Source organism: Microbacterium sp. MAH-37 (genome assembly GCF_009758255.1).
GTDB lineage: Bacteria > Actinomycetota > Actinomycetes > Actinomycetales > Microbacteriaceae > Microbacterium.
Genome location: NZ_WSEN01000010.1, coordinates 853,819 through 867,363 on the forward strand (window position 1 = coordinate 853,819; position 13,545 = coordinate 867,363).

The window sequence follows — 13,545 nt, forward strand, 5'->3', positions numbered from 1 at the left end:
CGGACGTACGGGTCACCTGCGACTCCCCACCATATTCCACGGGTGAACGCGCAACCCGGCAGCTGCGTGCTCAGCGGATGCTTGTGTTTCCGCGCCCTGGGGTCTAACTTAATCCATGCATTTGAAGAAGTTAGTACTCTCGCAAGCTGGTAAGCGTATTCCCGGCCAAATCGGCCGAATCGACGACGACGTCAGATCAAGGAGTCCCCCATGTCCACGAATGCCATGTTCTCTCCGCCGAGAACCCGAACACGAAGAAGAAGGCTGCTCAGCGCCGGGGTCGCGACCGCCGTCGCGGTGGCCGGGCTCGTGGCGGTGTCATCGCCCGCTGCCACGGCTGCGACACCGGACGCGAGTGCGATCCTCACCGCGCCGCCGCAGCTGCACGGCGTCGACAAGGTGCGCCCCGGCGACAACTCCGCGACCGCCGACATGGTCGCCACCACGGTGGACGGCCGGCAGTGCTGGCAGATGCAGAACGACCCCGCCGTGCGATACGTGTACGTGGATGTCGCAGACGCCGCCATCCCCGCCGGTGCCACGCGCGCCATCGTGACGGTGGACTACCACGACGTCGGCACCGCCGGAATGCTGGTCAACTACAACTCGACCACCAACGCATGGGCGAACTCGAGCCTCTACCGGCTCACGGACACCAGCGGCTGGAAGTCGCACTCGTTCGAGCTCACCGACATCAAGTTCACGAACAGGGCGAACGGCTCCGACTTCCGGGTTCAGGTGCAGGGTGCGGACGGCGCCATCCCTCCGGTGTGCATCTCCGGCATCTCGGTGCGCTTCACCGACCAGCCGATCGCGGCCCTGGACTCGCTGGCCATCATGAGCCCGTCGCTCATCTTCAAGGAGGGTCAGGCCTCGGTGGATGTGGCCACGCCCGCCGAGGAGGTGAGCTGGCGGCTGGGCGACGCCGATGACGTCGAGCTGCGAACCGGCACCGCTGCCGTGGCCGACGGTGAGGGCTCGATCGATCTGAAGGATCTGCCGTTCGGCTACTACACGCTGAGTGTCACGGCCGACGTCGGCGAACCGGTCACGCGCACGACCTCCCTCGCCGTGCTCGACGATCCGCCGGCGGGATGGAACGACGGCGACGCCTTCTTCGGCACGCAGATCCATCGCGGACACCAGCCGACGGCGCAGACCGAGGCCCTGATGGATGCGATGGTCCTGGCCGGCTACGGCAAGAGCCGCATCGAGACGACCTGGGGCGAGGTCGAGAAGACGAAGGGCCAGTACGACTTCAGCGGCGAGGGCGTGCGCGTCGTCGGCGAGCTCGCCGACCGCGGACAGCAGGTGATGTGGAACGCCGGCCTCACCAGCCCTCTCTACGACGGCAACCGCACGCCCGCGAGCCCCGAGGCGATCTCCGCCTTCGCCGCCTACGTCGGTGCGACGGCCGCTCACTACTCCGCTGCCGGCGACTCTCACGACATCGGCATCCTCAACGAGTACAACTCGTCCGGTTTCAACAACGGGACGTGCGGCCTGACGGCGGCCTGCTATCTCGACATCCTGAAGCCGACGTTCACGGCTGCGCACGCGGCGGACGCGAAGGCGAACGTCATCGCACCGATCACGGCCGGCGTGCAGCTCGCCTGGGCGAAGGACTTCATCGCGCAGGGCGGACTCGACCACCTCGACACGTACGCCACGAACTACTACGGCTACTCCGAGCACGGTGCGGGAACACCGCCCGAGCAGGCATCCGACCTGAAGAACCTGGAGCAGCTGACGGCCATGATCGACGAGGCGGACGGGGATCGTGACATCCCGGTGCGCATCACAGAGAACGGCTGGCCGACGCACGACGCCGGCTCCACCCAGGAGCAGCAGGCGGACTACGCGATCCGCGGACCGCTGCTCGCCCAGCTCGCCGGAGCGGACGAGTACCTCTGGTACGACCTCTACGACGACGGGTTCAACTCCGGTGAGCGCGAAGATCGGTTCGGCCTGATCAACCGTGCGGACGACACCGCCTGCTACCTCTGGAAGTGCCCCGGAGACAACTACACCTACGGCGCCGTGCACGGGATCAGCCCGAAGCCGGGCTTCGTCTCGCAGGCCGTGGCGATCAGGCAGACCGTCGGCAAGACGCCGGCCGGCCGCGAGGACCTGGGATCCGACTCGCTGTACAGCCTGCGCTACACCGGTGACCGCGCCGCGGACACGACCCGCGTGCTGTGGAGCACCGGCACCGACAGTGTGCAGATCAACTCCGGCAACGGATACGTCCTGACCGACCAGTTCGGCCGGAGCAGGAACGTGCCGAAGGGATCGGCGGTCGTGCAGCTCACCGGCTCCCCGGTCTTCGTCACCGGCGACGCGACGGTCGCGCCGAGCGCTCCGCTGGTCGATGTCTCCGTCGCGGAGAGCTCGGTCCAGGGAGCCGACCTCCCAGTCACGGTGACGGTGGCCGACGGGGCCGACATCAAGGGCGGCGAGCTGACCGTCGCGGCGTCGGGTGTGCAGAAGAAGGTGAACCTCGCCGACACGGGGAAGGTCTCGCTGACCCTGCCGGGTGTCACTCGGCTCGGAGAGCGCGAGGTGGCTGTCACCCTGACGGACAAGAAGGGCCGGCTCGTGTCCGAGGGCCGGGGAAAGACCGCGGTGGTCGATCCGTTCTCCGTCTCGGCACGGCCGTCGATCAGCACCGAGGCGGGCGGGTACGCGTACAGCCTCGACGTCAGCGTCGTGAACAACGCGGCGAACACCGACCTCACGATCGACAGCTTCGACTGGAAGGTCGGGAACCTCTCGGGCACCGTGACGCAGGGGCTGACCGTTCCGGGTGGCGCCACGAAGTCCGTGTCGGTGCCGATCGACGACCCGAAGCTGTACACCACGCAGACGGCGAGCGTGGTGGCGCACTCCGGCGAGCTGACACGTTCCGACAGCGGCCCGATCAGTTTCTCGCCGATCGAGAAAGACGGAGCGCAGACGCTCGACCCGATCGACTTGAACACCATCGGAAAGTGGAATCCGATCCGTTCGGGCACCCGCACCGGTCCCGCCGACCTGGGCGGCGGACTGCAGTACACCGCCACGCAGGACGCGCTGGTGATGCGGGCCACCATCACCGACGACGTGCATCAGGCGGACCGCACCGATCCTGCGCTGAGCTGGCAGGCCGACTCGGTCCAGTTCAACACCTACGACCTGTTCCCGACCGTGCTCGGCGGCGAGCGGGTGGAGATCGCGGCGGCGCTGTACGCCAGCGGGCCGATCGTCTACACCTTCACGCCTCCGGCCGGACAGAAGGCGGGGCTCACCCCCGGGGCGACGGCGGAGATCGTGCGGGATGAGGATGCCGGGACGACGACCTACGACGTGTCGGTGCCGTGGTCGTCGCTGGGCTACGACGGGCCGCCGAGCGGCGTGTGGGGACTGTCGTTCCTGGTGAACGATGCCGACGGCGACATCCCCGGCACCGACGCACGCGCCGGGTATCTGGAGTGGGGCGCCGGCGTCGGCGCCGCGCCGAAGAACCCCGCGCTGTTCAAGTCGGTGCAGCTGGTGGGCTGAGCGCACGAGTGAGGAACACGGAATGGGGCGGTCGGCATCATGCCGACCGCCCCATTCCGCAGTTCTCAGCCGATCACAGCCCGGCACACTGACCGGATGCCATCCCGTGGATCGTGTTCGAGCCGCCGGTCGGGGCCGGATCGTTCCCCGTGCAGCTGAGCAGCCCGAACGCCTCGTTCCCGGTCAGCGTCACGCCGCCGGAGTTGTCGCTGAGCGCCGCGATGCCTCGCACGACGCTGTCGGCGATGGTCACGGGCCCGGAGGCGCCGTGAACGGTGAGCATTCCCCTGAGCTCGCTGCTCGTGAGCGTCACCTCTCCCGCGGATGTCGCCAGCAGCATGCCCATGAGCGTCGAATCCGTCGCCCGGATCGAGCCGCCGTCGGTCACCATGACGGGACCGGAGACCGTCACACCGGTGAGGCACGTCGTTCCGCCGGCCACCACGAGAGGTCCCTTCACATCCTTGTCCACCGTGGTGTCGCATGGTCGTTCGGGTTCGTCCGCGGAGAGCACCTGCGCCGACATGAACTTCAGCGGATCCTTCGGCGCCGTGCCCACTCCGCCGCCCCACTCGATGAACCCGGATCGGACGTCCGTCGCGGCGGAGGAGTCCGCATCGTTGACGAGCAGCGAGAGCCCGAACACCGACGACGGGCGCTCCGAGAAGCCGAGGGCGGCCCAGGGCACCGACAGGGCGTAGGACGTCGTTCCCGCGGCGTCATCGCGCGAGATCTCGACAGCCCCTCCCGGCGTGTCGCCCGTGCTCTGACCGGGCGCCGCCGCGTGCGTGTACAGCACGGCGCCTCCGTCGAGGAGAGCGGCGGTGAACTCCGTCCGCACGGCGCCGACGACCCCGGGGAAGTCCGTGTAGGCGCTGAACTGCAGCGAATCGACCTGCCAGCTGTCCACCGCACTCGTCCGGGCGCCGACGTGGATGTCGTCCGTGACCGTCGCGTCCACCCGGATCGCCTCCGGGGTCGAGCTGAAACGGACCGTGCCGCCGAGGTCGGCCGAGGAGTCTCTCGTTCCGCCACGCAGGCTCACCCACTTCCCCTGATCGTCCAGGGAGATCGCCGGCAGGGACGCCGCGTCGCCGTCCGCGATCGGCGCCCAGCTGAGCTTGCCGACGTCGTGGACGTCGCCTGTCCCGGTGAGGGCGGTCACCGAGTAGGAGTACGGCATGTTCAGTTCCGCACCCGTCACCGGGATCGAGATGGTCGCGGTGCTCCCCGCCGGCACGGCGGCAGGAGCATCCTCTGCGACACCGTTCGTTCCGGCCGCATTCCAGGTCACCTTCTTCACGGGCAGCGCGTTGACGGGGTCGTTGTTGGTGATGCCGATCTCGAGGCTGGTCCGGACACCGTCCGCCTCGAGCGCGACGGCGGGGCGCCCGGTGACGACTGCACTGTCGATGACGGTGCTCGCATCGCGCAGTCGCGCGTAGGTCCCGCTGTCGTCGGCGACGGATGCGGTGACCCGGCGGGTACCGGTGCTTTCGACGCCGGGGAGGGTCAGGTCGGCCGTGGCATCGCCGCCTGCGAGGTCGGCCGCGACCTCTCCGATCGTGACGGTGGACGCCGCGGCGCCCGTGCCCGTCACGGTCGCCGTGAGCGGGCCGTTCGTCACCGAGGTCTCCGCGACCTCCAACGACACCGGCGCCTCTGCGACCTGGACGCCTCCGACAGCACCGTGCAGATACACCGGGCTGCCGTCGAGGTCGATCCAGACCTTGCCGTCGTGCGGGGTGAGTTCGGTCGCTTCGCCGAACTCGTCCGTGAGCGTGATCGGCGTCTCCGCGGACACCGCGACCGTGCGCGGCGAGATCGACCACAGGATGCGGGTCTCCTCATCTGCGGCGGAGGGGTACACGTACACGTCGGAGTGCCCGGCATCCTCCCGCTCTCCGACCTTCGCATCCGGAAGCTGTCGGATCAGGACTGCCGTGGAGACCGCGGACGGCTTGGGTGAGATCCCCGTGATGCCTGCAGCAGGGCGGCGGAACTGTCCGAACCGCTGCTCGCGCTCCGTCGGATCGTCACCGTCGTCGAGGGCGTCGTAGATCAGCAGCTTGTCCACCCCGGCCGCCATCGCCAGCACCTGGGCGCGGACGATCCGTTCGGCCTGCTGCTCCTCGGTGACCCCGGCCGTGTTCGTCGCCGAACCCGTCTCGGTGATCCAGAACGGGATGTCGCGATCTCCGTCGGCCTGGTCGATCATGTCTGCCAGAACGGGAAGGTCCGTGCCATAGCTGCCGGTCTCGGGCGCCTGCCCCGGCTCGTGAAAGCCGTAATTGTTCGCCGAGTACACGTCGAGCTTGTCGAGGCCGCCGAGTTCGATCAGCCGCTGGGCGAAGGGCAGCGAGAAGCCGGCCGATGTCGGACCGAGCACCGTGGTGTCGGGCGCGACGGACTTCACGGCGTCGTACGTGGTGGAGAGCATCTTGTAATAGCAGTCGGCGGTGATCCCGCATCCGCCGTTGTTGAACCCGGTCGAGTTGTACTCGTTGTAGACGCTGAACGAGCTCCCGAACTGCGCGTAGTACTGGGCAGACGCGGTGGCGTACGCCGCATAGGCGGCGAGCCCCTCGAGCGTGCTGGGCGTCTTGCCGCCGTCGTAGAGCGGGTTGTCCCGCATCCAGTTGAGCGTGGTGGTGATCCCCAGCGATGCGGCTTTGCGCGTGCCCCGGGTTCCGACGTAGTTGTCGAAGCTGTAGACGCCCGGGGACTTCTCGATGCTGGACCAGTACGCGTCAGACCGGGTGGAGCCCCAGCCCACCAGTGTCATGGTCTCGAGCAGCGCGTCCTCAGTGGCGACGTCCTGCCAGCCGAAATGCATGCCGACCCCGTAGAACGAGTCGGGAGACACCGCACCCGCCGGTGTCGGGGTCACGATGCCGAACGAGGTGGTCCGGGTGACGGGAGCGCCCGGATCGGCCGTGACCTTCAGGGTGTAGTAGCCGGGGCCGAAGTCGTTCAGATCGATGCTCGTCTTGCCGCCGGAGACAGGCGCCTTTCCGGTCTTCACGGGCACGCCCTCGGCATCGCCGATGACGTAGTCCACCGAGGTCGCGGCGCTGGCGAGCGAGATCGCCGCGTCACCCTCTTCGAACATCAGCGACCGCGAGGTGATCGCGAGCGGAGGAGTGTCCGTGAAGTCCACGGTGATGTCACTGATGCAGACCGGGGGCACGGAACCCTCGTTCGCCGTGACGTCGACGCGGAAGTCCGCACCGTTGGCGTTGTTGGAGAAGCGGATGTCGGTGAGCTCGAACTGCGAGGAGACGAATTCCCCGGTGCCGAGCAGCTGCTGCGTCGCAGTGGTCTGGAACGCGTTGGACCTGGCGTCGTACGCGATGCGCATCCCGGTGGGCGCGGCGTCGTGAAATCTCACGGTGACGAGAGCCCGCGTCGCGCCGGCGGGGATGGCCGCGGGGTCGACGTCCACGTAGACGTAGCGATTGAACGGGTCGTTCGACATCACCCAGCAGGACTCTCCGTCGACCTGACGGGTGGCATGGGCGGGATCCTTGTCCTTGTCGCCCGGCCAGGCCTTGATGACGCCTGAGTAGACGGCAGGGTCGCCGAGGCGTGCGGACACGGTGTCCGAGGCGTGCGCGGCCGTGACGGTGAGCGCGCCGAGCGCGGTGACTGCTGCGGCGACGATCGCGACGGACCCACGGATCCGTCGTCGGTGGTGCGGGGATGATCTGGGCATGCGGTGCCATCTCCTTCGATAGGCGGTGGGTGACGCCGGGATCTGCTCACAGGTTGCGCAATCGTTTACGCACATGGCGTCGATTGATGATCATGGACTGCTAAGGTCGTGCTGTCAACCGATGCACAATTGTTTGCGCATCCCGAGGAGGTCCCGATGGCCAAGAAGGTCACGCTCAGCGATGTCGCGGCCGCGGCCGGCGTGTCCGTCGGCACGGCATCCCGCGCTCTCGGTGCCACGGGCCGTGTGTCGGAGAGCACACGGGAGCGCGTGCGCGCCACGGCCGAGCGCCTGGACTTCCACCCCGACGCCCTGGCCAGATCATTCGTCACGGGCCGCAGCGCGACCGTGGGGGTGCTGGCCGAACAGGCCGTCGGCCTGTTCAGCATGCCGGTGATCATCGGCGCCGCTGAGCGGCTGGGCGAGCACGGCATCGCGACGCTCATGCACAACGCACGGGCGACGCCGGCCGATCTCGCCGCGCACCTCAAGCGGCTGAAGGCGCGCCGCGTCGATGCGCTCCTCGTGGTCGGAGACACCCCGGACATCACGGACCTCGCCGAGGCTCTCGAGTTCCCGGCACCCATGATCTTCACGAACGTCGAGCCCACGCCGTCGCGCAGACCGGTCGTCACCTCGGACGAGCATCAGGCCGGCGTCATCGCGGCCGAGCACCTGCTCGGACTCGGTCGGACGCGCCTCGCGCACATCACGGCCTCCGCCGACCTGCCCGCCGTTGCACGACGAGCCGAGGGCGTCGTCGAGAGCCTGGCGCAGAGCGGGCTCCAGCCCGTGGGCGGCAGACCGGCGTACGGTTCCTACTCGCAGGCGTGGGGACGCGAAGCCGTGCGCCATCTGCTCGACGCGGGTGAATCGTTCGACGGAGTCGTCGCAGGCAACGACGAGATCGCCATCGGCGCGATGGCGGCCCTCGCGGATGCCGGGCTGCGTGTCCCCGAGGACGTCGCCGTGGTCGGACACGACAACCACCAGCGGCACGTGCTCGGCACCGATCTCGATCTGACCAGCGTCGACCCGCGACTGGTCGACGTCGGCCGTGCCGCCGGCGACGCGCTGCTGGCCGCGATCGCCGGCGAGCAGCTCGAGCCGATCGTCCGCGTTCCGGGGACGCTCGCCGTCGGGCGCTCCACTGTTCCGGATCGCTCGCGGTGACCCGGCATCCAGAATCCGCCTGAACAGGAGAATCGTGCAGACACTCACCCATGACGCCGACGTCACGGTCATCGGCGGCGGCCCCGCCGGCGTGGCGGCGGCCATCGCCGCTGCCCGCAACGGCGCTCGCGTTGCCCTGATCAACAACCGCCCCGTGCTCGGCGGGAACTCGTCGAGCGAGGTGCGCGTCTGGATCGTCGGCGCCACGTCGCACGGCGCTCAGAAGTTCGCCAGGGAGACCGGGATCATGGGGGAGCTGTTCCTCGAGAACCAGTGGCGCAATCCCGAGGGGAACCCGATCCTCTGGGACCACGTCGTGCTCGACGCCGTCCGCGCCGAGGAGAACATCTCGCTCTTCCTCAACACCGATGTGCGCGAGGTCACCGCGACCGGGCCGGAGGACGACCGCACGATCGAGACGGTGACCGGCTGGCAGACCGGATCCGAGAAGCTCATCACGTTCTCATCGCCGATCTTCATCGACTGCACCGGTGACGGCCTCGTCGGGCACCTCGCCGGGGCGCGGTACATGTCCGGTCGCGAGGATCGCGCCGCATTCGCGGAGCCCTGGGCGCCCGAGACCGCCGACACGGAGATGCTCGGCAGCACCATCCTCTTCTACACGAAGGACACCGGAGCGCCGGTGCGGTTCGTGCCCCCGGGGATCACGAAGGACATCGTCGCGGCGGGCATCCCGATCCATCGCCACATCGACACCGCCATGAACGGCTGCGACTACTGGTGGATCGAGTGGGGCGGCGAACTCGACGCCGTGGACGACAACGAGGCGATCCGCGACGAGCTGTGGGGCGTCGTCTTCGGCATCTGGGACCACATCAAGAACTCCGGTGAGTTCGACGCCGACACCCTCACCCTGGAATGGGTGGGCACCATGCCCGGCAAGCGCGAGTACCGCCGCTTCGTCGGCGATCACGTGCTCACCCAGCACGACATCCTCGGGCAGACCGGCTTCCCTGACAACATCGGATTCGGCGGGTGGTCGATCGACCTGCACCCGCCAGGAGGCGTGTACTCGGATGCCGCGGGATCCCGTCACCTGCATGGTCCCGGTCTCTACGAGATCCCGTTCCGCTCGCTGTACTCGGTGAACGTCTCGAACATGCTCATGGCCGGCCGCGACATCTCGGCCACCCACGTCGCCTTCGGCACGACGCGCGTCATGGCGACCTGCGCGGTCACCGGCGAGGCTGCGGGCACCGGCGCCGCCCTCGCCGCCCGCCACGGCACCACCCCGCGCGAGATCGGCCGACAGCACCTGACCGAGCTGCTGTCCACCCTCGTCCGTCAGGATGCCTCGGTGGTCGGGGTGCCCTGGACGGATGCCGCGGATCTGGCGCTCTCGGCATCGGTCTCCGCGTCGTCCACCCTGCGCGTGCTGGGGGCGGCTGCGGGCGACGAGGCCCTCCCGATCGGCGACCGCGACTTCGCCCTGCTGCTGCCCGTCGACCCGAGGCTGGACACGGTGCGCATCGGCGTCGAGGCGGCCGTCGACACGATCGCCCGCGTCGAGCTGTGGGGCACGGGCAACGGCATGAACCACATCCCCGTCGACCATGTCGCGACCCGCGAGGTCAGGGTGGATCGGGGGCGGGGCGTCCTCGAGGCGCGCTTCGATCACGCGCCGGATGCGCCGGAGGACGCCGTCGTCATCGTGCGCCGCAACGACGATCTCGCGATCCTGGTGGGGGACGAGCGCCCGCCCTACGGAGTGCTCGGACTGCTCGCCAGAGAGCCCGGGGTGCTGCTCGCCGATCCGCAGACCAACGAGTGGTCCGCCGCGGAGCTGCGCAGACGATCGCCGCGCTTCGCGGTCACGCCCGACACCGCGGCGTACCGGCCCGCGCACGTCGTGGGCGGTTTCGCCCGGCCGTTCGGCGGTCCGCAGCTGTGGGCGTCCGAGCCGACCGCCGGCGAGGAGTGGATCGAGCTCCGCTGGGACACCGCTCGTCCCGTCGCACGGATCGAACTCGTCTTCAACGACGACGTCGACGAGGACCTCATCAACCTGCACCACCACACCACTCCGTTCCTCGTCATGCCGGAGCTCGTCCGCGACTACCGCGTCGAGGCGCGCGTGGGCGGCGCGTGGCAGGTGCTCACCGAGGTCGCCGGCAACCGCCGCCGTCGGCGGGTCCACGACGTCGACCAGGTGATCACCGACGCCGTCCGCATCGTCGTGACCGCGACGAACGGCGATCCGCGAGTGATGATCCATGCGGTGCGGGTGTTCGAATCGTGATGCGATTCCGCTAATAATGCGCATTATCACCTTGACCGCATCATCCGGCTGAGCGGAGACTGCTCAGGTCGTCACGAACAGCGGATCAAGGAGGTGCGATGCCGCGCCATCACGTCACCCAGGCCGACGTCGCCGCCATGGCCGGCGTCAGCCAGCCGACGGTGAGCTTCGTGCTGAACGGCAGCGCGCCGGCCGGCGTCCGCATCTCGGAGGCCACCCGCGCCAGGGTGCTCGACGCGATCCGCATCACCGGCTACTCGGCGAACCCGGTCGCCCAGCGCCTGGCCAGCGGCCGCAATCAGATCCTCGGGATCTTCACGTACGAGACGACGTTCCCGCGCGGCGGCAACGACTTCTACAACGCGATCCTGCACGGCATCGAGCACGCGGCCGAGCGCCTGGGTGTCGACACGCTGCTGTTCACCTCCGCCCGCGTCGTCGACGGACGGCGTCGGCTCGCGCATGACGGCTGGCAGCGGCTCGGCATCGCCGACGGATGCCTGCTGCTCGGGCATCAGGAGGATCACGCCGAACTGCAGAAGCTTCTCGACACCGCATACCCCTTCGTCTTCGTCGGCAAGCGTGAGCGCGAGGGCCAGGCGCTCTCCTACGTCGGGGCGGACTACGCCGTCGCGACCGCGCGCCAGCTGGCCCGCCTGACGGCCCTGGGGCATCGGCGGATCGGTTACGTCGCATCCCCGTTCACGGACGAGCCGGCCCAGGACCGCCTCGCGGGCTACCGCGAGGGCGTCCGCACGGAGGGGATCGCCCCCTGCGTCCTCGAGCCGGGCAGCGCATCGGACGTCGCATCCGAGATCGTCGGCCGCGGTCTCAGCGCCGTGCTCGTCACGCCCGAGACCGATGCCGAGGCCCTCGCCGACGCCCTGGAAGCCCGTGGCCTGCGCGTCCCCCTCGACGTGTCGATGCTGCTGCTCGGTCAGCCGCTGAACCCCCGGCGCGGCGGGCGCAGGTGGTCGGGATTCGCCGTCCCGCGCGAGGAGATGGGGGCCAGGGCCGTCCTGCTCCTGTCGCGCATCATCGACCAGCAGGCCGCGTCCGCCCCACCTCTGAACGAACGAGACCTGCACCAGCTCCTGGACTGCGCCGACGTCGAGGGCGCAACGCTCGCACCCGCACCCACGACCCCGCCACGGGAAGGATCCCCCGCATGACCACCGCCGACATCTCCACCGACGTCCTCATCGTCGGAGCCGGTCTCGGCGGCATCGCCGCTGCGCTCGCCGCGGCTGAGCGGGGCGCGCAGGTGGTGCTCACGGAGGAGCATCCCTGGATCGGCGGCCAGCTCACCTCGCAGGCGGTGCCGCCGGACGAGCACGCCTGGGTCGAGGAGTTCGGCGTCACCGCGCGCTACCGAGCCCTCCGTGAGGGCATCCGCGACGCATACCGGCGCCGGTACCCGCTGACGGAGGCGGCACGGAAGCAGCCGGACCTCAACCCCGGTGCCGGGTGGGTCTCGCGTCTCTGCCACGAACCGCGGGTCGCCGTGGGCGTGCTCGAGGAGATGCTCGCGCCGTACCGCTCAGCGGGGAGGATCAGGCTTCTGGAACGGATGCGGCCGGTGGCGGCGGAGGTGGACGGCGACCGCGTCATCGGTGTGACGCTGGCCCCGGCCGTCGGCGACGGCGACGAGATCACCGTGAGCGCCGACTTCGTCCTGGACGCGACGGAGACCGGTGAACTGCTCCCCCTGACCGGCACCGAGTACGTGACCGGCTTCGAATCGCACGCCGAGACCGGCGAGCCCAGCGCGCCGGAGACGGCGCAGCCCGAGAACGTGCAGGCGCTCAGCGTGTGCTTCGTCGTCGAGCACGTCGACGGCGACCACACCATCCCTGAGCCGGAGGACTACGAGTTCTGGCGCGAGTACGCGCCCGCCGCCTGGCAGGGCGAGCGGATGCTGTCCTGGGTCGCGCCGAACCCCCGCACGCTGGAGATGACGCAGCGGACGTTCGATCCGAATCCGGACGACGACGTGCTGGCGGTGAACGCGGACCAGTCGAAGACCGCCGGCGACCTCGAGCTGTGGCGCTTCCGCAGGATCGCGGCGCGGTCGATGTTCGCCGACGGCTTCTACGCGAGCGACCTCTGCCTGGTGAACTGGCCGAGCATCGACTACTTCCTGGCGCCGGTGCTCGATGTTCCGCGCGAGGTCGAACTCGAGCGATACGCGGCCGCGCGGCGCCTGAGCCTGTCGATGCTGTACTGGATGCAGACCGAGGCCCCGCGCTCGGACGGCGGGCGGGGCTTCCCCGGTCTGCGCCTGCGCCCTGATGTCATGGGCACGGACGACGGGCTCGCACAGGCCCCGTACCATCGCGAGTCCCGCCGCATCCGCGCACTGACGACGGTGACCGAGAACGACGTCTCGTTCGCGGTGCGCGGTGACGCCGGCGCCACGCGGTACGAGGACTCCGTCGGGGTGGGGATGTACCGCATCGACCTGCATCCGTCGACCGGGGGAGACACGTACATCGACGTCGCCTCGACGCCGTTCGAGATCCCGCTGGGCGCCCTCATCCCCCGGCGGATGAAGAATCTGCTTGCTGCATGCAAGAACATCGGGACCACGCACATCACCAACGGCTGCTACCGCCTGCATCCGGTGGAGTGGAACATCGGAGAGGCGGCAGGGCACCTCGCGGCGTACTGCGCCGCCGCCGGCCTCGACCCGCATGCCGTGCGCGCGGACGGGCGGCATCTCGCGGCCTTTCAGGCCGAACTCGATGACGTCGGGGTCGAACGGCACTGGCCCGAGGGGCGAGTGCACGCGTACTGATCGGAGCCGTCGGAGCGCACGCAGCACTCGCGACGGGGGAAGTGCTTGATTTAATCAATC

At 69.2% G+C, this 13,545-nt stretch carries 6 protein-coding genes; 5 read left to right on the forward strand and 1 reads right to left on the reverse strand.

Going from position 1 to position 13,545, the window contains the following annotated elements; genetic code table 11:
* Positions 1 to 210 precede the first annotated feature (210 nt).
* Positions 211 to 3,540, forward strand: a complete 3,330-nt coding sequence (locus GON06_RS18165; RefSeq protein ID WP_157313711.1) for a hypothetical protein — start codon at positions 211 to 213, stop codon at positions 3,538 to 3,540.
* Between the two features lie 73 nt (positions 3,541 to 3,613).
* On the opposite strand, the gene GON06_RS18170 is transcribed toward GON06_RS18165, so the two are convergent.
* Entirely contained in the window at positions 3,614 to 7,255 is a 3,642-nt protein-coding gene (locus GON06_RS18170) for a hypothetical protein (RefSeq protein WP_157313712.1), read from the reverse strand.
* 156 nt (positions 7,256 to 7,411) lie between these two features.
* Here GON06_RS18170 and GON06_RS18175 point away from each other — a divergent pair, with 156 nt between their 5' ends.
* The 4 genes from GON06_RS18175 to GON06_RS18190 all read left to right on the forward strand — a co-directional run bounded on the left by GON06_RS18175 (position 7,412) and on the right by GON06_RS18190 (position 13,485).
* Positions 7,412 to 8,428 (forward strand): LacI family DNA-binding transcriptional regulator, encoded by a 1,017-nt coding sequence (locus tag GON06_RS18175; protein ID WP_157313713.1) that lies wholly within the window; start codon positions 7,412 to 7,414, stop codon positions 8,426 to 8,428.
* 34 nt (positions 8,429 to 8,462) lie between these two features.
* Positions 8,463 to 10,688, forward strand: coding sequence for an FAD-dependent oxidoreductase (locus GON06_RS18180; RefSeq protein WP_332837709.1), 2,226 nt, complete (start codon positions 8,463 to 8,465; stop codon positions 10,686 to 10,688).
* A gap of 98 nt (positions 10,689 to 10,786) precedes the next feature.
* The gene (locus GON06_RS18185; RefSeq protein ID WP_157313714.1) at positions 10,787 to 11,860 is read left to right on the forward strand and encodes a LacI family DNA-binding transcriptional regulator; all 1,074 of its coding nucleotides are present in this window, start codon (positions 10,787 to 10,789) and stop codon (positions 11,858 to 11,860) included.
* A complete protein-coding gene (locus GON06_RS18190) occupies positions 11,857 to 13,485 on the forward strand; it encodes an FAD-dependent oxidoreductase (RefSeq protein ID WP_157313715.1) in 1,629 nt (542 codons plus the stop codon). The genes GON06_RS18185 and GON06_RS18190 overlap by 4 nt, the downstream gene beginning before the upstream one ends.
* Positions 13,486 to 13,545: the final 60 nt, after the last annotated feature.

Coding starts and splice junctions, on each gene's coding strand:
- GON06_RS18185 (WP_157313714.1), top strand. CDS start 10,787: ATGCCGCGCCATCACGTCACCCAGGCCGACGTCGCCGCCATGGCCGGC.
- GON06_RS18190 (WP_157313715.1), top strand. CDS start 11,857: ATGACCACCGCCGACATCTCCACCGACGTCCTCATCGTCGGAGCCGGT.
- GON06_RS18175 (WP_157313713.1), top strand. CDS start 7,412: ATGGCCAAGAAGGTCACGCTCAGCGATGTCGCGGCCGCGGCCGGCGTG.
- GON06_RS18170 (WP_157313712.1), bottom strand. CDS start 7,255: ATGCCCAGATCATCCCCGCACCACCGACGACGGATCCGTGGGTCCGTC.
- GON06_RS18165 (WP_157313711.1), top strand. CDS start 211: ATGTCCACGAATGCCATGTTCTCTCCGCCGAGAACCCGAACACGAAGA.